The sequence below is a fragment of the Chitinophaga sp. ARDCPP14 genome (assembly GCF_051362515.1).
Taxonomy (GTDB): Bacteria; Bacteroidota; Bacteroidia; order Chitinophagales; family Chitinophagaceae; genus Chitinophaga.
This window is the reverse complement of sequence record NZ_JBKIXB010000020.1, coordinates 16542-35604: the sequence shown is the minus strand read 5'-3', so window position 1 is coordinate 35604 and position 19063 is coordinate 16542. Positions and strand designations below refer to the sequence as shown.

Sequence of the window (19063 nt, the reverse complement as noted above, 5' to 3'; positions counted from 1 at the left end):
GCTCAAATGAGCCGGCCTCTTTTTTTATTTAGAATTTAAACCCAAAGGTTATGTAGGGTACTGTTTCTTCTTTGGAATGCCCTACCACTGCGGTGATGATGAGCGCGTTGATGGGCGCAATATAAACGCCGCCGCCATATCCATCGTGCCATACGTGGGAGGTTTCATTTTCCCGCCATATGCGGCCTATATCATTGAAGGCTATCAGCCCTACGCCTGCTGGCAGGAGATATGTTTTCAGGTCGAATAACTTCACGCGTATTTCTGTATTGTTATACACGCTGGCGTCGCCGGCAAAGCGGAAATTGCGGTACCCGCGCAGGTTTTGAACGCCGCCTACGGTGAGTGCCTGGAAGTACTCGTAGTTCCCCCAAAGTTTACCACCACCAAAACGGCTGACGATTACAAAATTTGCCGGGATGCGGAAGCTCATGTATAAGCTCAGATCCGATTGCAGCGAAGTAGTATTGTGACTGTTATCATTTACACCAAAGTTACCTGCGTAGGTGGTAGTCCACAGGATACCGCGGGTAGGAATGATCTTGTTGTTACGGGTATCGATAGTAGCCACTATTTTACCACCGGCATATGCTTTATTGGCGTAGATACCAGCAGAATCCAGGCCGTTGTCTTTGAAGTCGGTAATGAAACGGTCGTGGTTTTCATCCTTATTAAAAGCGTAGTTATTGAATGTAGGACCATACGCAATGGTCATATGATTTCCTATGCTGGTACGCAGTAATGCTTCTGCTGTATAAAAGTTATACCGTGCGCGATAGTAGGAAATGGTTTTATTATCCGACTTATCGAATACGGTTTCATTTCCATATCCGAAGAAGTTGATGGTATTGTTGGGCGCTTTCGCTCTTGCAAACAGCAGCAGGTCTGATTTCCCGATGACGTCTGTATATTCTCCTTCATAGCGGAAGTTCCAGGCGCGCGTGGCTACTGCGTGGGTGGCGGTGAACAGGTGTTTGGTGGAGAACGGCTCCCGGCGCCATGCGTGGCGGGTAATAGACAAGCCTACACCGAGCAGCAAACCATCGTCGCGGTTGTAGCCACCGGCCAGTAACGGCATTGTTTTTTCGTATTGGAAGGCGCTGCGGTTATATTTGATATTAGCAGGATCGTTGGACAGGCGGCGTTGTTCATTGCCGGTGAGGGCGAAACTATCTTTGCCGGATCGCTGATCGTATATACGTACCCGTTTGCCCGCCCTGCTGGTGGTGCTGTCGATATAGGCATCTGCCTCCTTGCCGCCGATGAGACGTATGCGTATGGGTGTTGCGTTATCGCCTTTTATCACAAAGCGATCGTTGCCACCCATGCCATATACATTTACCTCTTTGGTTACAGTGGGGTCGAAGGTGCGGGAGTAGATGTTTTGCTGAACGGCTCCTTTCTTGCTGATCTTGAATATATCCAGTGCTACTTTACCACCCGGTTGTTTTTCAACGGAGATGAGTTCATTCTTTTCTGTGGCCGGCACGTCAACGCCTTTGGCGAGGAAGCGGTAGTATTTCAGTGTATTTTTTTCCAGGATGTTACGGCGGGCAGATAATTTTTCTATCATCATGGGCCCTACCAGCGACTGGATAGTATCTGGAAAAGCTTTTACAGCAGCGTTGATCACGCTGTCGGTCATCTTCCTTAAAAGCTTATCTGTTTGTTTCTTCCAATCTTCTTCATCCATTTCGTTGAGGAAAGAGCGATCGAAGTAACGGGTGCTGAAGTTGAAGCCATTGATATCCGGGATGTTTTTCCGGAAGCCCTGGATAGCCGGCATGAACCATGGGCGGGCAGCCTGGCGGGGAATAAAACCTCCGTTCAGGAAAAACGCCTGGTCGCGGTCACGGGGTACCGGGTAATAAAATTCTTCTCCTTTGTGCTTTTCCTTATACCAGCGCCACTGGTCATCGTGGCGATCGAAATCCATGATGTACATATCAAAGATGCGGGCGCGGAGCACGGATTTCTGATCTATATGTTCGTCATTATCTCCCCAGATCTTTGCCAGTACCTTTGGTGTGTTGTAAGTTTTATCGTTGCTGCCGGTAACGGGTTCCCTTTCTTCAAAGAGGAATACTTCGTTTCCGTAGTCGTTTGCATAGATGCCGAGCGAGCTATCGGCAGGCAGGTATACAAAAGTAGGATTGGTGTGCGGCACGCCGGCGGCTTCTGCCAATACGCTTACTGCCAGCGGGGCGTAGGGGTTGGCGGCGGAGATCTGGTCCTGTACTACTTCGCGGGCAATGGTTTCGCGCAGCTGTTCAGGAATAGCTGCCAGCGGGAACTTTTTCAGGGAGCGCATGGACCATTCGGTGCCGGTGCTGTCTTCCAGGCGGAGGGAGTGTGTTTGTTTTCCACCGCCGCGTTGCAGGATCTTCAGGCCGCCTTTAGCGGTTTTAAGGTCCAGTACCGGGAAGTTCAACGGGGTGGCCCATACTTTCCGGTAATTTTCTCCCAGCAATTTTTTATGAAAGTTAGAGACCTGTACATACTGTGTATCGGCAGCTACCCTGATAAAGGGAGGCAGTGATGCCGGCGGAGTATAGGTAAGCGCCTGTTGCGGAATGTCCTGCAGGCGGAACAGGTTATTACTGAAAACGGGTTGTGCGCCGTTATCAGCCGTATAATACTGGACGCGCACAGTGCTGTCGGACATTAATTCGATGGTGCTAAAACCGTTATCTGTACTGGCAAAAAGGGATTTAGCGCCTTTTTTTACGCGGTTATTTTTTGCGCCGCTGCCACTTACCACATAGGCGTTCTGCTGATCTTTTATAAGCTGTAGGGTGTGATCATGACCGGACACAAATACAACGGGGCCATGTGGCTTCAGGGCAGCTTCCACTCCTTTGATCATCTGCTGGTACTTTGGATTGGGAATATCTTCCGGGGTACCAAAAACGCCGCGGGCAATGGGATAGATAGAACCTATCACCGGCAGAGGCACATACAGTGCGGGGCGCAGGTCTGTTAGCGGGAAAATATGTTGCTTGATCGTATAATATCCTCCGTGGATGCCGTAGCTGCGGAAAGGGTGATGGGTAGCAAATATGATCAGTTTGTTGCGGTTGGTAGCCACTATTTCCGACAGCCGGGTAAGGATCTCGTCGTTGTCTTTACAATCGCAGGAGGATTCCAGTCCGGGTTTCTGATAAGGGAACACCCACCATTCGCTATCCATAATGATGAGGGTGATATTATCAGAGATCTTTACTTCTATGGGGCCGGGGCATCCTTCTTTGGGTTCAAACTGTACGTTATCGAGGTGTTGGGAATCCACATACTGTTGCTGATTGCGGATAATATCCCATCCATCGGGTTTGCTTTTGTCCCAGTCGTGGTTACCGGGAATAATATACCCCTGGGCTTTGGTACCGCGTACCAGGTTGATCTGGTAGTCGATGATTTCTTTGGCCACCTGGAACTTGCTGCTGGCGGAGTCGGGTAACCCGTGCGGATATACGTTATCGCCCAGGAAGAGGATGGTATTGCGGCTGTCCTGGAGGTCGAAGGTATTGCGTACGGCATCCACTACGGAGTTTTTGCCGTTGTCGTGCAATTCCCCGGCGTCGCCGATAAGGATTACACGTTTCACTACCTGCGGCGACTGGGCGTAGGTGGCAGTACCTGTGAAGATTAGCAGGGCAATATAGATGATGGTTGATCTGATCATTTGGTCTTGTAGGTAAATTTAAGAATATTGGCGGTACCGTCGTATCCGCCTTCATTGGAAATATACATATCGCCGTTTGGCGCGAAGGCCAGTCCTTCCGGTTGAAGGAACAGGCGGTGTTTAAGGTTGTAGGCTTCCTGCACGTGACCCTGAAGATCGGCAATTACGAGCAGTCCGTTTACTGAGGCGATGATGTACAATCGCTTTTCAATGGGATGAATGGCTGCTGCAGATGGTTTGAAGAACCGCATATCAGAACCGGCCAGGCGGGCAATTTCCTGGTTATTGAATTTATAGACAGCTGTGGTATCAAATGTTTTGGTAGCCAGATCGAAGCGGTAGGCGCTGGTTACGCCATGGCGTTTATCATCTTCACAGTTCTTACAGATCATCACAATCCCGTTATGAGCCGAATCGTAGTAGGTGGTTTCAAACTCCTTCTTCCCTGTTTTGGGCATTTTGTGATGATCGCTGTAAACGCTGTCGGTGAACAGGCCGTGGACCTGGAACAGGGAGCCATTGCTTTTCAACACAAACCAGCCGCTATCTGTATGACAGATATCTTCATAATCCCCGTCTTTTGCAAATTTAAAATGGGGATAAGGTTCTTTTGCCAATACATCCAGCTGGTAGATGCGGCCTTCCTCATCGTTAATGGCCATGATCTTGTGCTCATCGGGGAATAATTCTATACCCGAGATTTCCTGCATAGATTCCCTGACCCGGTAGCGTACCGGCTCTTTTAAATCGTAACCACGGGGAGAGGCGTATACTTTTTGTTCCCTGTCGCTCAGATTACATGACAGTAAGAAAAGGAGAAATATTAACCCGATGCGGACATCCATAGTGTAACTTTATGGCATAAATTTAACTCAAAAATGCAGTAACTTAGGCTCAATTTGCGATTTGTAATACGCGAAATAGCGAACATACCGTTATTAGTACGATAAAAAGTACAAAGTAAACAGCGTATTTCGCAGTTCCTTATCTTAATTTTCGTCTTCCTTATGCAAAAGAATGCTATTATAGATGCAGCCCGGGACTATGTTTTAGCCCAGTATCAGCAACACCCGCGCCCTAACCTGGTTTATCATAATCTCGTACATACGCAACAGGTAGTACAGGCTGCCGGGCAAATTGCGGCTCATTACCGCCTGCAGGACGACGAATTAGCGGCAGTATATGTGGCTGCCTGGTTTCATGACGCCGGGTATCTCCTGGGCGAAGGCAGCGCCCACGAAGAAAACGGCGCCAAAGAGGCCCTGCAATTCTTACAGCAACAACAGGCGCCTGAAAATGTTCAGTCGATGGTGCAGGGCGCTATCCTGGCTACCAAAATGCCCCAGTCGCCGCACAACCTGGTGGAACAGATTGTTTGTGACGCCGACCTCTCTCACCTGGGGTCCAAAGAGTTCCCCGACCGGAACAAACTGCTCCGGCACGAAATGGAGCTCACCTACCAAACCGATATTCCCGCCATCAAATGGCTGAATACAAATATTACCTTTTTAACGGACCATCATTACTGGACCGACTATGCCCAAACTTTGTTTAAACAACAGAAAGAAGAGAACCTGGAGAAGCTGAAAAAGAAGCTGGAGAAAAAAACAAAAGAAGCAGCTGAAAATAATATCACCGCTGTCACCGCCATTCCCGGTACAGACGTTTCCGGCGAGGCGCCTGCTACCGCCACTGAAAAAAAGAAAAAAGACAAGGGCAAGGACAAAGCCGGCAAATCGGAACGTGGCGTGGAAACGATGTTCAGAACCACTTCCACCAATCATATCCGCCTCAGCTCCATGGCCGACAGCAAAGCGCATATCATGATTTCGGTGAATTCCATTATCATTTCGGTGATATTGAGCGTGCTGGTAAGGCGACTGGAAGATTATCCGAATATGGTGATCCCGTCTATTATTTTCCTTTTCACGGCAGTACTCACGGTCATCTTTTCGGTGCTGGCCACCCGCCCGAATGTAACCAGCGGCATCTTCACCAAAGCGGATATCGAAAAGAAAGATGCCAACCTCCTGTTCTTTGGCAACTTTTATAAGATGCACCTGGAAGAATACCAGTGGGGAATAAAACAGATGATGGATGACTCTGAATTCCTGTACAGCAGCATGACAAGAGACATTTATTACCTCGGCGTAGTGCTGGGTCATAAATACAAACTGCTGCGTATTTCCTATAATATTTTCATGTTTGGTCTTATCATTTCTGTATTCGCTTTCCTGATTGCAGCAATTTTCTTCCCGGTAAAAGCATAATGATTCATGGGTGTTCCTTTATATAACCGCGATCTCAGCTGGTTATCCTTTAATTACCGGGTGTTGTTGATGGCGGCAGACCAACAGGTACCACTATACGAAAGGATTAAATTCCTTTCCATCTTTTCTTCCAACCTCGATGAATTTTTCCGGGTGAGAATGCCGGCTATACTTACAATTAACCGGGTACTGGAAAATGATCCGGCAGCCGGTGAAAATGAATCCATCAGCAGCGATACCTTACAACAGGTGCTGCAGGAAATAAACCGGCAGCAACAGGAATACGGCCAGATCTTCACCGGCAGCGTGTTACCCGATCTGCAGGCACAGGGCGTACAATTGTATTATAATCAACCTTTCCAAACTGCTCATCTCTCCTTTACAAAATATTATTTCCTTACTACTGTACTGGCCTATTTGCAACCAGTATGGCTCAATGGGAAACATAAAAAATTATTTCTTGAAAACAATCAGCTGTACCTGGCGGTAACGCTGGTACCTGAAAATAATACGGGCATACAGGAATTTGTAATTGTGAATATTCCTGCCGACCTGCCGCGTTTTCAGCAGCTGCCGTCGCTCGATGGTATTCATTACATTGCTTTTCTCGACGATATTATCCGTGCTCATTTGTCCTACCTTTTCCCGGGCTATACGGTGGAAAGCTGTCATAGTGTGAAGCTTACCCGCAATGCTGAAATGGATATGGACGAAATGAAAGGCGATATCCTGGAAGAAGTGGAAACGTTGATCCGTAAACGTGAGTTAGGCGTACCTACCCGTTTCCTGTATGACGCCGCCATTTCCCGGTCACTGCTGCATTTCCTGGCCATCCAGTTTGATGTACAGGAGGATGAACAGGTAATGGGCGGACGTTATCATAATCTGAAAGACCTGGCTAACCTGCCCGCACCGGCAGGATTACAACAGGTGGATTATCCCAAAGTAATACCTGCCGAAAACAAAGCCATTGTGGCTACCGACCGGTTGCTGGACCTCGTATTACAACAGGACCTGCTGGTACATCTCCCCTATCAGCGATATGATTACATCCTGCGCTTCTTTAACGAAGCCGCCGCAGACCCGGATGTAGCGGAAATATATGTAACGCTGTACCGCATTGCTTCCGGTTCACAGATCGCACAGGCGCTTATCAGCGCGGCTAAGAACGGGAAAAAGGTAACGGTGTTTGTGGAATTGAAAGCGCGCTTTGACGAAGCCAATAATATCCGCTGGGCAAAGAAAATGAAGGATGCCGGCGTAAAACTTATTTATAGTATTCCGGGCATGAAAGTACACGCCAAAACAGCACTGGTAAAACGTAACCGTGGATACCAGTGGGATTATTGCGGCCTTATTGCTACCGGTAATTTTAATGAAAGCACCGCACGTTTTTATACTGATCATGTTTTGTTTACCGGGCATAAGGAAATTACCCGGGAGATGGAACTGCTGTTCCTCTATCTTCAAAGCAGGGAGCAACCAGCCGGTTACCAGTTTTTACAGTTCCAGCATTTGCTGGTAGCGCAGTTTAATATGACAACGCGTTTTTCCGGGTTGATAGACCGGGAAATTGTTCACGTAAAAGAAGGGAAACCCGGCAGGATCATCATCAAAATAAATAACCTGCAGGAAAGAGGGATGATCAGTAAACTGTATGAAGCCAGCGAAGCAGGCGTACAGATAGACCTGATTGTGCGCAGTATCAATTGCCTCGTGCCGGATATCCCGGAAAGTAAAAATATCCGCATTACGCGTATTGTAGACCGGTACCTGGAACATGCGCGGGTATTCATCTTCCATAATAATAACCAGGAAGAAGTATATATGGGTTCGGCCGACTGGATGAACCGTAACCTCCATCGCAGGATAGAGGTATGTGTGCCGGTATATGATCCGGCGTTGCAGCAACAGCTGAAAGATATTGTTCTTTTGCAGTTGCAGGACCCTGCCAAAGCCCAGCTGGCCATCCAGCAGTATGTGCAAAATATAGTGTAAATTAGATATCCTGATTAATTGTTTTTTATGAAGAAGTTTGTTTGGACGTTGTTATTGAGTATGGCATTTGCGATTCCTGCCACACAGGCGCAAACACATGACCTGGAGCATATTTACAATCCTGCTGCTGATGCCAAGGCAGATATGGCAGCTGCGGTAAAAAAGGCAGCAAAGGAACAGAAACATGTGTTGCTGCAAATTGGTGGTAACTGGTGTATCTGGTGTAAACGATTATATAAATTTATAGAAGATGATGCCGAGCTGAAAGCGGCACTGAATGATAATTATGTAGTGTATCATCTTAACTACAGCAAGGAAAACAAGAACCTGCCTGTGCTGAAAGAGCTGGGTTATCCACAGCGCTTTGGTTTCCCGGTGCTGGTAATACTGGATGCGAAAGGTAACCGGCTGCATACGCAGAATTCCGGTTTGCTGGAATCGGCAGATACCTATGATAAAAAGAAAGTGCAGGAGTTCCTGAAACAATGGTCACCCGCTGCGTTGCAGCCTTCCCATTATATCAACGAATAGCATCGTCATGGATAACGGCATTACCACTTTTAATACGGATGCTGTGCAATCTTTTCAGAAGTTTGCACAGCATCCGTTTAAGTTTTCGGCCTACCTGTTCTGGAAGCTGCCGGCAGCCTGGCTTTCAGGGGTGCGGTTAAAATCACTGGCAACCAATAGCTGTGTAACCACGGTTCCTTTCCGGTGGTTGTCGCAAAACCCGTTCAGGTCTACCTACTTTGCCTGCCTGGCGATGGCGGCAGAACTCAGCACCGGTTTACCCGCCATGATGTATGTGCGCAGCGCTCCGCGGCGTGTATCCATGCTCGTTACCGGCATGGAATCTACTTTTGTAAAAAAGGCGACTGGCCTTACCACCTTTACCTGCTCCGAACTGCCGCTGCTGAGGGCTACTATAGAGCGGGCGTTAAATGATAATTCTGCAGAAACAGTAACCCTGCATAGTGAAGGCAGGGATAAAGACGGCATATTAATTGCCTCCTTCGCGATCACCTGGTCGTTTAAATGTAAATCGTAAAATGTTGAACTCCGTTCACGCTAAATTTCAGATATGAAAATTGCATTTCATGGTGCTGCACGCACTGTTACGGGATCAAAGCACCTGATCACACTTAAGAATGGCAAAAAGATTTTATTGGATTGTGGTATGTTCCAGGGCATGGGTCATGAAACAGATGCTCTTAACAGGGACTTTGGTTTTGATCCGCAGGAAGTAACGTATATGGTGTTGTCGCATGCACATATCGACCATTCCGGTCTTATACCGCGACTGGTGAAACTTGGATTCAGAGGGGATATTTTCTGCACACCGGCCACCCGTGACCTGGCGGAAATATTGTTACTCGACTCTGCCGAAATACAACGCGATGATGCGAAATACACCAATAAAAAAATGGCGAAAGAAGGACTTCCTTTTATAGAGCCGTTGTATAGTGTAGATGATGCCAAACTGGCCATTGACCGGTTGAAGCCCATGGATTACCGTACCTGGACGAACATTGATAAGGACATACAGCTGATGTTCACCGACGCCGGGCATATTGTGGGCGCCGCGTCTGTACACCTGCGTATCACGGAAAACGGTAAAACAGAGCAGATCTCTTTCAGCGGCGATATTGGCCGCTATAACGATGCGATACTGAAATCGCCGGAGGTGTTTCCACAGGCAGATTACATCCTGATAGAATCTACCTATGGCAGCACGCTGCATGCAGACGCCGCTCCCGCTGATGCTGAGCTGCTGCGGCATATCCGGGAAACCTGTATGGAAAAAAGAGGGAAGCTGATCATTCCGGCTTTCAGTGTAGGCCGTACACAGGAATTGCTGTACGCGTTGAACAATGCGCAACTGGCGGGCAAGCTGCCGAAGGTTGACATTTTTGTTGACAGCCCGCTGTCGACAGAAGCAACTGCGGTTACCAAAGCGCATCCCGAAGTATTTAACAGGGAGGTGGCTGCTATTCTGAAAAAGGATGATGATCCGTTTGACTTCCCCGGGCTGCATTACATTAAAACGGTAGATGAATCCAAAGCGTTGAATTTCCGCCAGGAACCTTGCGTGATCATTTCCGCATCTGGCATGGCAGAAGCCGGGCGTGTGAAGCATCATATCGCCAACAACATCGACAATGCCCGTAATACCATCCTGATTGTGGGTTATTGTGAGCCGCAATCGCTCGGTGGTAAGCTGATGCGCGGAGCCAAGGAGGTATCTATTTATGGTACCCGTTTCCATGTAAATGCGGCGGTAGGCGTGATCCGTTCTATGAGTGCGCACGGCGACTATGAAGATCTAAGCCAGTGGCTGGCGTGTCAGCATCCGAAAGAGGTGAAAAAACTTTTCCTGGTACATGGAGAGTATGATGTGCAGCAAATCTTCAAGGCATGGTTGTTTAAAAAAGGCTTCCTGGATATTGAAATTCCGGAACGGCATTATGAAACCGGTCTTGCCTAAAATATTCCGGCAAATGGGAAGGCTTGCTACTTTCCCATTTGCTATTCTTCCACAAACGGGAACCACAGGTTCACCCTTGTTCCCAGTGCTTTCCCTTCTTCATCTGTCAGGTCTTCTATATCGAAGCTGGCATCCACATTAAAGCGGCTGTTATACAGAGAGAGGCGGTCGCGGGTAATTTGCAGTCCGCGGGATTGGTGACGGGGTTTGCTCAGGCGCTTCATGGCTGCAGATTTTTCTCTTCCGATACCGTTATCTTCTATGGTACATAAAATGCGGTCATCTACCTTTTTAAAGGTGATGGTTACTTTGCCTTTCCCTTTATCGTGCAGTAACCCGTGCCAGATGGCATTTTCCACGAATGGCTGAATGATCATGGTGGGTACATCCACCATGTTGGCGTCGAGAGTGGGGTCGACGATGATTTCGTATTCAAACTCGTCGCTGAAGCGGAGTTTCTCCAATTCCATATAATTTTCCAGCACACTGATTTCCTGGGCTACGGTGGTATTATTGAGTTGTGAATTATCGAGTACGTTGCGGATTAGTTTTGCGAAGCGGCTCAGGTAGGCCAGGGCCTGTTCTGTTTCGCTTTTCATCATAAAGGTTTGGATAGAGTTCAGCGCATTAAAAATAAAGTGCGGGTTCATCTGGGCGCGCAGCGCTTTCATTTCCAGCTGGGCAATTTGTTGTTGAATAGCTTCGCGTTGTTTTGCTTCTCTTTTAATACCTGCAATGCGAAGGCGGTAGTAGAGGTATACCAGTGAAGCTGCCAGCAGCAGGCATAATAGCCGGAACCAGGAGGTTTGCCAGAAGGCGGGTTTAATAAAGATCTGTAATGCAGTGATATGTTCAGAGAAGGTGCCCGCGGTATTTACGGCACGCACGCGGAAGGTATAATTACCGGGAGGCAGGTTGGTATATTTTGCTACCAATAAATTGTCAGTAAGCACCCAGTTTTCATCTACGCCTTCCAGCTGATAGTAATACCGGATCTTTTCTTGGTGGTATTGCAGGCTTTTAAACTCTATGCTGATAAAGTTTTGTTTATAGCTGAGTGTAACCGGCACGCTGTCCTGCAGTGCGGCATGGATCAGTACAATACTGTCGAGTGCTTTAAGGTTTACAATAGTAACATCCGGTGGTGGCGGCGCTACGCGCAGGCTGGTGGGGTCGAAGGTAACAATATGATCAGAAGCGCCTACGAGCAGGTTGCCATCATCCAGTTTTACGATGCGGCGTCTTACTTTGCGGGTGTTATCGATGATATCATCACCCTCGATGAAGGTTTCCACCCGGTTGTCTGCCACATGATAGCGATAAAATCCGTATTGGGTGGTAAACCATATTTTGCCTGGCCCATCTTCTTCCATGCTCAGTACCCACTGATCAAACAGCTTAGTGTTAATGAGGAGCGGTTTATAAGTATGGCGCAGCGTGTTATAAACCCAGAGTCCGTGATCGGTGCCGGCCAGTAATGTGGTATCGTTAAAACGGCGGAGGGAGGTAATATTGCTGTATACTTTTGCATCCAGTTCAAATGTTTGCCGGTGGGTAATGCGGCGTGAGCGGGTATTAAACTGTATAAGACCTGCACTGCTGGAGCCGAGCCACAGGAGGGAATCTCCATCCGGAACGATATCCATTACAGAAACGGGTCTTTTCAGGGAATCTGTTATTTCATGATAGTGTTGAAAAGTATTTTGTTGGGGGTTCCAGCTGGCGAGTCCGCGTTTGTATAGTCCTATCCAAACGGTGGTATCGTGTTGTGGTTTCAGGTTGAGTATTGTTTGTTCGTAGAGTACGGGCGACGTGAGGTGTTTTATGAATTTCCCGGTGGCGGGATTAAACAGCGAGACAAATGCATTTTCCTGTCCGACGAGGATGGTCCCGTCTTTCAGTTCTGCGAAAGTCCATACCAGTCCGCGTTCCTCCGGGAGTGTGTATGCGGGGTCGCCATTGTCGTGTACATAGTTGCTGATCAGTTCCAGGTTGGCATTTAAGCGACTGAAGCCTTTTCCCCAGTATCCTATGTACACATCGCCGTTGGAAGCCTGGAAAACGCCGGTTACTTCCGTTGCCGGCAGGTGTTGTTGGGTGTTGGCGAAAGTGGTTCTGTTGTCGAGGATACGGAATGTTTTGTTGTGCAGGCTAAGGATATTTATTCCCAGGTCGGTACCGATCCAGAGGTGGCCTTCGCGGTCGCTGAGAAAGCAATTCGCTTCGTAGGTATAATGAAATCCTTTTTCGTCTGCATTGTCGGCGGCGATGTTCAGATCAAAGCGTTTCAGTTCGCGGTTATAGCGGAATATGCCGCCTTTTTCGGTGGCTATCCAGAGGTTTTTATCGCTGTCGGTTACCAGGTCGAAGATGGCATCATAGGCTTCATTATATTTTTTGCCTTCCGGCGCATCGAAGGTATAATGCGAGAGTTGGCGGGAAGCAGGATCGTAGTTATACAAAAGTCCGTGTCTGCCGGCCAGCCATACCTGGTGATAGGGATCGGTAAATATTTTCTTGAAGGTATTATCGATGTTGAGTACCGGCAGTTGCTGCGGGTTATTGGCGGCATTGTATAAATTTTTCCGTTGGCGGTCAAGGATATATACACCGTGTTTTCCGCTGATCCAGAGGTTACCGCTTTCGTCTTCCATGATGGCATCCATCATCTGGATGCGGTCTTCTTCAGGGATGATGGACGCTTTCTGAAAGTGAAATAACTTTTCATCGAAGCGTAGCAGTCCGTCGTGCGTGGTGGCCCATATTACGCCATCATGATCTTCCAGGATCTGGCTGCATTGCAGTCCTTCCGGCCGGACGTCCCTGCCGGCTACCAGGAGGGCTCTTACCTGGTCGGTGGCGGGGTCATATACCCGGATGTTATCGGGTGTTCCCATCCAGATGCGGCCTTTTTTATCTTCACAAAGGCAAATGTCGTCGTAATAGATAGAGCCGGGTACCCTGTCGAAACTGGCCACTGTTACCAGGTTAGTGCCGTCGTAACGTTGTAATGCGGTGCTGGCAATCCAAATAAACCCTTTCCGGTCCTGCATTACTGCGGAAACGTGGTTGCTGGCCAGGCCGTTGCTGATATCGAGGTGGGTGAAGTTGTAGGTAGCATTTCCCCGTTTCTGGGCATTGGCGTTGGTGAGGGACAATATCATCCACAGCAGGTAAAAGCTATACCTGACTACAGTTTGCCATCGTTGGTCGTGTGCCTTTATAGGACCATTAATCATTTCAGTTTCAGGGAAAGGAGTGCTGTTGGAATAAATGTACTAAATGTTGTTGTGAATTTGTTGCAGGAGGCAACTTTGTAGCAAAACTTTCGCGGGGGAATGAGCATAAAATGTCTGAAATAAAAGAAGGACTTCTTTGCAGAAGTCCTTCTTTTTTGTACCACGTACGGGATTCGAACCCGTGATTCCTCCGTGAAAGGGAGGCGTCTTAACCCCTTGACCAACGCGGCATTTTCGTTTGGGATTGCAAAGATAGGAAAATGTTTTACAAACCAAAACTTTTTTTCGATTCTTTATCAAAGGTAAGAAGATTATGAAGAAAACACGGTAGCCAGGCCGACTTATTGTTTCAATCCTGCAATTAAATTTATCGTTAATGCTACTACAAACGTGTTCAGCAAAAAGGACAATAAACCATGCGCCAATGCCGTGCGCCGGATCACTCTGCCGGTGATTTCCACATCGGAAACCTGGAAGGTCATACCGATCACGAAAGCGAAATAAGCGAAGTCGATATAGTCCGGTTTTTTTTCTTTGGGAAACTCCAGTCCTTCTGCCTGTTTGGTATTGTCATCTTCTGCATCGTCGTAATACAAATGGGTATAATGAAAAGTGAGCGTAGTATGTACCATTGTCCATGAAGCCAGCATGCCGGAAACGGCCACCGGGAGATACAGGATCTTTGAAAGACCGGTCAGCTCTTTTGACAACATCATTAACAACACCAGTACCAGGCTCGCTACAGATGCTACTACCACTGTTAATGTAACGAAAGTGCGGCTGCCATCATCTATCCTCGCCCAGGTGCGGATCTCTTCAATGGTACGGTTGAAAAAAACAATCCACCCGGTGGTGATATAGGAAATGGCGAAGATATTCCATAACAATGCAGTCAGCACCAACGGATGCATTGTTATCTTCAGTAATAAAAACGCAATAAACACCAGGAGCGTGAATCCCAAACTTACCAGCACCCGTTGTAACGGATGCATACTCACCAACAGGGAAGCGACTTTCTTTTTTTTCATAGCAGACAACTTGATCTCTAAAGATACCTAAAAATAAGAGCATCTTACCTGCCGCAAGGAAGTTCGCCTGGCATTATCCATTCTCTTAAAATAATATCCAACAGATATTTCGTAGCATATAAAATGACTGAACGGGTAAGATCTTTGTTAAACACTTGGAAGAAATCTGAGAAACCCGGCATTAGAAACAACTGCTTCCTGCAACCTTTTTTTGTTTATGACGTCTGATATATACGATGTACCCAGGGCGCCCTCCTATTCTTTCGGATGAAGACATGATAAAAAAAATCATGGAGGGCGACCCTCATGCGGCTACCCTATTGCTCCGCAGCACCGAAAAACTGGTAGCAAATATTATCTTTAAGATGATCAGTAACCCGTCGGACAGAAAAGACATAATGCAGGATATCTATCTCAAGGTATTCAGGTATCTTCCGAAATTCCGTTTTCAATCCCGGCTGTCTACCTGGGTTGCGCAAATCAGCTACACCACCTGTTTAGACCATTTGCAAAAATACAGGCCGGAGCTGACCGACATTCCTGATGATGATAAATTGCTTTTACGCGAAAGCGCCTGGCAGGAAATCAACAAGGATACATTAGATGCCAGCCAGCTACTTTCCCTGAAAGAAAGAGCAGAGATCCTGGAAAAGCTTAGTGCTGCGTTACCACCTGTCTACCGTACACTTATTACTTTATTTCATAAAGAAGAGCTCAGTATTGATGAGATCATGAACATCACAGGACTTCCTGCCGGAACAGTTAAAAACTATTTGTTCCGCGCAAGAAAAGTATTGAAGGAACGATTACTTGATTATTACTCAAAAGAGCATTTATGAGCAAGATACATTTAAGTGAAGAACAGCTCCAGCGCTATGCACTTGAAGAGTTCGCGGACCCGGCGGCTGCCAGACACATTGCGGATTGCCTCCACTGTCAAATGCAGATCAGGACTTACCAAATGCTGTATAGCCATATCAAAGAAAGCGAAGTTCCCTTACCGGATTTCGAAACAGCGCATCTCATTCCTGATCTGTTGTCTGCAGCTAGTGCGCCCGACAGAAAAGAGGCCTTGTATCTATATGGCTTGCTGTTTGGCGCCATCGGCCTGGTGGCCGCAGGGTTAATAGCGTGTTGGAGTACGATCAGCTGGATCTTTTCGGGCATCGCTGCGGTGGGCCTTGTACCGGGATTGTTGCTGCTATCCGGCGTATTGATCATGCAGTTTATGGAACTATATAACACTTACCGGAAAAAGATCAGGACATTAAATCTTGAGTAAAACTGCAACCTGAAAACCGGTATGAAGGTCTAATGATAAATAACGCATCAGGGGCATGCCGGCTTCATCACTACTAAACAATTTACGCAGATGAGGAAAATAATTTTAGTCCGTTTTTTAAATGCGCACACGGCTTCCGGAAGTGCTGATGGCGGTTTCACGCTTGCCAATGGCACCTATGTTCCCGATGTAATTATCCGTACCGTCATCATCATCCTGCTGTTCTATGTAGTAACGGTTTTTTTGCTAACGCTGATCCGGATGCTGCTTAATTATCGTCTTAAAAGCAAGATGATCAGCCGGGGGATTGATGTCACTGAAGTAGAAAAGATGCTGCGGATTGGTGTGGAAAGTAAAGACTATGCAGCGAAATATTTTTTCCTGTTACTGAGTGCCGGTATCGGTTGCGCAGTAGTGAACAGCTTTCCATCCGGATGGCTTTCAGCAGGCATGCTGGCCTTCAGCTTGTCGTTAGGTTTCGCCGGGTATTATTATTATCTGAAAAAGAGAAAAGAAACATGGTAAGCCCCGTTATGAAAAAAGATCTGCTACTTGCTTTATTATTCCTGCTTTTGCTGCCCGCTATCCAGGCCTGTAACAGTAAACCTGAAAAGGCTGCTACGTTGCCGCAGCGAAAAAGCAGCTACGTTTTCTCTGTTTTAACGGAGGTTCCTGCATTACCGGTTATCAGCCAGAACGCCTCGGGTACCTGTTGGAGTTTTTCCACCACTTCCTTCCTGGAGTCCGAGATCATCCGGTTGAAAGGAGAAAAAATTGATCTTTCGGAAATGTATTTTGTGAGATGCGCCTATTTACTGAAAGCCAGGAATTATATCCTACGGCAAGGCACTGCGCGCTTTACTGAAGGCGGCCTTAATCATGATCCCATCATCAGCTCAGTTGAATTCGGGGTATTACCGCAAACGGTATATACCGGTCTGCTAAACGGACATACGGAACATAACCATTCCGTGATGTTTAAAGAGCTGGAAAGCACCGTAAAAAAATATGCTGACCCTGCCAATAAGCTGGGCACCGGATGGAAAAAGGAAGTACCTGCCAAACTGGATAGTTTTTTAGGAAAGGCGCCGGATGAATTCCCGTATGAAGGAAAGACATACACCTCTATGAGCTTTCTTGCCTATACGCAGTTAAACCCGGGTAATTACCTCACCATTACATCTTTTACGCATGTTCCTTTCTATAAACCCTTTGTGCTGAGTATCCCGGCGAACTGGGCCAATGAACGGTTTTACAACCTGCCCCTCGATGAATTTATGGAAAACATAGATCACGCGATCGAAGCAGGGTTTTCCCTCGCCCTCGACCTGGACGGGACCGAGCCGACGTTTACTGCAGAATTAGCTGTATTACCTGAAAAGCAGGAAGATAAGGAGCTGATACTTACGGAAGCCCGGCCGGAAAAGAAAGTGACCCAGGAAATGCGGCAATCTTCCTTTGAGGATTTCAGCACTACAGACGACCACCTTGTGCATATTACCGGCAAGCTGAAAGACCAGTACGGCAATATCTATTATAAAGCAAAAAATTCGTGGGGACCTGAAGCAGGGAGACAGGGATTCATTTACCTGAGCGTTCCTTATATGAAAATGAAAGGAATCTCCGTGCTGCTTCACAAAGATGGGCTGACGGATTCAACCAGGCGTAAGCTTTTTTAAGAGTGAGAAAGCGTAAATAAAAAAGGGTTCTTCTGTTTGGAAGAACCCTTTTTATTTGTACCACGTACGGGAATCGAACCCGTGACTCCTCCGTGAAAGGGAGGCGTCTTAACCCCTTGACCAACGCGGCGCATCATTTTCGGATTGCAAATGTAGGATGTTATTCTAAATTTCCAAAAAATATTTTCATAACCTAAAATTATATTGATTAATAAGGGTATTGATTGTAAATTCGCTCTCGATTTTTTCATACTCAAATCACGATGTAAAATGGGAACTACTCTCAAAATTGGTATTAATGGTTTCGGTCGTATCGGCCGTTTGGTATACCGCCAGATTTACAAAATGCCCGGCATTGATGTGGTAGCTATCAATGACCTCACCAGCCCCAACGTGCTGGCGCATTTGCTGAAATACGATTCAGCACAGGGTAGATTCGATGCAGACGTTAAGCATTCTGAAAGCGCAATCAATGTGAACGGTGAAGATGTGAAGATATATGCACAGAGAGATCCGTCTCAAATTCCCTGGAAAGAACATAACATCGATGTAGTGATCGAATGTACCGGTTTCTTTGCTGACAGGGATAAAGCGGCCGCTCACCTTACTGCCGGCGCTAAACGTGTTGTTATTTCTGCTCCTGCTACAGGTGATCTGAAAACGATTGTTTTCAACGTAAACCACGAAATCCTGGACGGCAGCGAAACAGTTATTTCCTGCGCATCCTGCACCACCAACTGTCTCGCTCCTATGGCGAAAGTACTGCAGGACAGCTACGGTATTGCTACCGGTTTAATGACCACCGTTCACGCTTACACCAACGACCAGAACACCCTGGATGCGCCGCATCCGAAAGGTGACCTGCGCCGTGCCCGTGCTGCTGCGGCCAACATCGTACCTAACAGTACCGGTGCTGCAAAAGCTATCGGCCTGGTATTACCGGAACTGAAAGGCAAACTGGACGGTAGTGCACAACGCGTTCCTACCATCACCGGTTCTTTAACTGAGCTGACTACCATCCTCAATAAAAAAGTAACGGTTGACGAAGTTAACGCTGCTATGAAAGCTGCTTCCAACGAATCTTTCGGTTATACCGAAGATGAAATTGTGAGCTCTGACATCATCGGTATCCACTTCGGTTCCCTGTTTGATGCTACACAAACCAGAGTACTGACTGTAGGTGAGCACCAGATGGTTAAAACCGTTTCCTGGTACGATAACGAAATGAGCTATGTATCTCAGCTGGTGCGTACTGTGAAGTACTTCGCCGGTTTGATCAGCAAATAATAATTATAACAGGTACTCCCGGTGCAAACCGGGAGCCTTTAAATTCCGCGGAACTACACCATAGCAGCAATTGGCCAGCATTACCTGGTTATATACTCGCTTTGCGCTGTTGG

The 19063-nt window shown here is 47.2% G+C and carries 14 protein-coding genes and 2 tRNA genes; 10 read left to right on the top strand and 6 right to left on the bottom strand.

Annotated features, from left to right (window positions below; translation table 11 throughout):
* Window positions 1-28: 28 nt before the first annotated feature.
* On the bottom strand, window positions 29-3682 hold the full coding sequence (locus ACLHR0_RS31255) for a BamA/TamA family outer membrane protein (protein WP_436491658.1): 3654 nt from the start codon (window positions 3680-3682) through the stop codon (window positions 29-31).
* On the bottom strand, window positions 3679-4527 hold the full coding sequence (locus ACLHR0_RS31250; protein ID WP_436491657.1) for a hypothetical protein: 849 nt from the start codon (window positions 4525-4527) through the stop codon (window positions 3679-3681). Before ACLHR0_RS31250 ends, ACLHR0_RS31255 begins: the two co-directional genes overlap by 4 nt.
* A gap of 162 nt (window positions 4528-4689) precedes the next feature.
* Between ACLHR0_RS31250 and ACLHR0_RS31245 the strand changes: the two genes are divergently transcribed.
* The 5 genes from ACLHR0_RS31245 to ACLHR0_RS31225 are packed head-to-tail and all read left to right on the top strand — an operon-like array spanning window position 4690 to window position 10435.
* Complete coding sequence (locus tag ACLHR0_RS31245) at window positions 4690-5952, top strand: Pycsar system effector family protein (protein ID WP_436491656.1); 1263 nt, start codon at window positions 4690-4692, stop codon at window positions 5950-5952.
* A gap of 6 nt (window positions 5953-5958) precedes the next feature.
* Window positions 5959-7950 (top strand): polyphosphate kinase 1, encoded by a 1992-nt coding sequence (gene ppk1 / locus ACLHR0_RS31240; protein WP_429062684.1) that lies wholly within the window; start codon window positions 5959-5961, stop codon window positions 7948-7950.
* A gap of 27 nt (window positions 7951-7977) precedes the next feature.
* A complete protein-coding gene (locus ACLHR0_RS31235) occupies window positions 7978-8481 on the top strand; it encodes a thioredoxin family protein (protein WP_429042026.1) in 504 nt (167 codons plus the stop codon).
* Between the two features lie 7 nt (window positions 8482-8488).
* Window positions 8489-8998 (top strand): DUF4442 domain-containing protein, encoded by a 510-nt coding sequence (locus ACLHR0_RS31230; protein WP_436491655.1) that lies wholly within the window; start codon window positions 8489-8491, stop codon window positions 8996-8998.
* Window positions 8999-9031: 33 nt separating this feature from the next.
* Entirely contained in the window at window positions 9032-10435 is a 1404-nt protein-coding gene (locus ACLHR0_RS31225) for an MBL fold metallo-hydrolase RNA specificity domain-containing protein (RefSeq protein ID WP_436491654.1), read from the top strand.
* Between the two features lie 41 nt (window positions 10436-10476).
* Here ACLHR0_RS31225 and ACLHR0_RS31220 read toward each other — a convergent pair whose 3' ends face one another.
* The 3 genes from ACLHR0_RS31220 to ACLHR0_RS31210 form a co-directional block, all read right to left on the bottom strand.
* On the bottom strand, window positions 10477-13674 hold the full coding sequence (locus tag ACLHR0_RS31220) for a two-component regulator propeller domain-containing protein (protein ID WP_436491653.1): 3198 nt from the start codon (window positions 13672-13674) through the stop codon (window positions 10477-10479).
* A gap of 158 nt (window positions 13675-13832) precedes the next feature.
* Window positions 13833-13904 (bottom strand) — tRNA-Glu (locus ACLHR0_RS31215).
* A gap of 111 nt (window positions 13905-14015) precedes the next feature.
* Window positions 14016-14702: a DUF1345 domain-containing protein gene (locus ACLHR0_RS31210; protein WP_429042035.1), complete on the bottom strand. Its 687-nt coding sequence runs from the start codon at window positions 14700-14702 to the stop codon at window positions 14016-14018.
* 275 nt (window positions 14703-14977) lie between these two features.
* On the opposite strand from ACLHR0_RS31210, the gene ACLHR0_RS31205 reads away from it, so the two are divergent.
* The 4 genes from ACLHR0_RS31205 to ACLHR0_RS31190 all read left to right on the top strand — a co-directional run bounded on the left by ACLHR0_RS31205 (window position 14978) and on the right by ACLHR0_RS31190 (window position 17663).
* The gene (locus tag ACLHR0_RS31205; RefSeq protein ID WP_429042037.1) at window positions 14978-15541 is read left to right on the top strand and encodes an RNA polymerase sigma factor; all 564 of its coding nucleotides are present in this window, start codon (window positions 14978-14980) and stop codon (window positions 15539-15541) included.
* Window positions 15538-15984 carry a hypothetical protein gene (locus ACLHR0_RS31200; protein WP_436491652.1) on the top strand — a complete coding sequence of 149 codons (447 nt, stop codon included), beginning with the start codon at window positions 15538-15540 and terminating at the stop codon, window positions 15982-15984. Before ACLHR0_RS31205 ends, ACLHR0_RS31200 begins: the two co-directional genes overlap by 4 nt.
* A 90-nt stretch (window positions 15985-16074) precedes the next feature.
* Entirely contained in the window at window positions 16075-16509 is a 435-nt protein-coding gene (locus tag ACLHR0_RS31195; protein WP_436491651.1) for a hypothetical protein, read from the top strand.
* An 8-nt stretch (window positions 16510-16517) separates the two neighbouring features.
* Window positions 16518-17663 carry a C1 family peptidase gene (locus tag ACLHR0_RS31190; protein WP_436491650.1) on the top strand — a complete coding sequence of 382 codons (1146 nt, stop codon included), beginning with the start codon at window positions 16518-16520 and terminating at the stop codon, window positions 17661-17663.
* Between the two features lie 58 nt (window positions 17664-17721).
* Here the strand turns inward: ACLHR0_RS31190 and ACLHR0_RS31185 are convergent.
* Window positions 17722-17793, bottom strand: a tRNA-Glu gene (locus ACLHR0_RS31185).
* Window positions 17794-17933: 140 nt separating this feature from the next.
* On the opposite strand from ACLHR0_RS31185, the gene gap reads away from it, so the two are divergent.
* Window positions 17934-18950: a type I glyceraldehyde-3-phosphate dehydrogenase gene (gap, locus tag ACLHR0_RS31180; RefSeq protein ID WP_370913331.1), complete on the top strand. Its 1017-nt coding sequence runs from the start codon at window positions 17934-17936 to the stop codon at window positions 18948-18950.
* Window positions 18951-19063 lie beyond the last annotated feature (113 nt).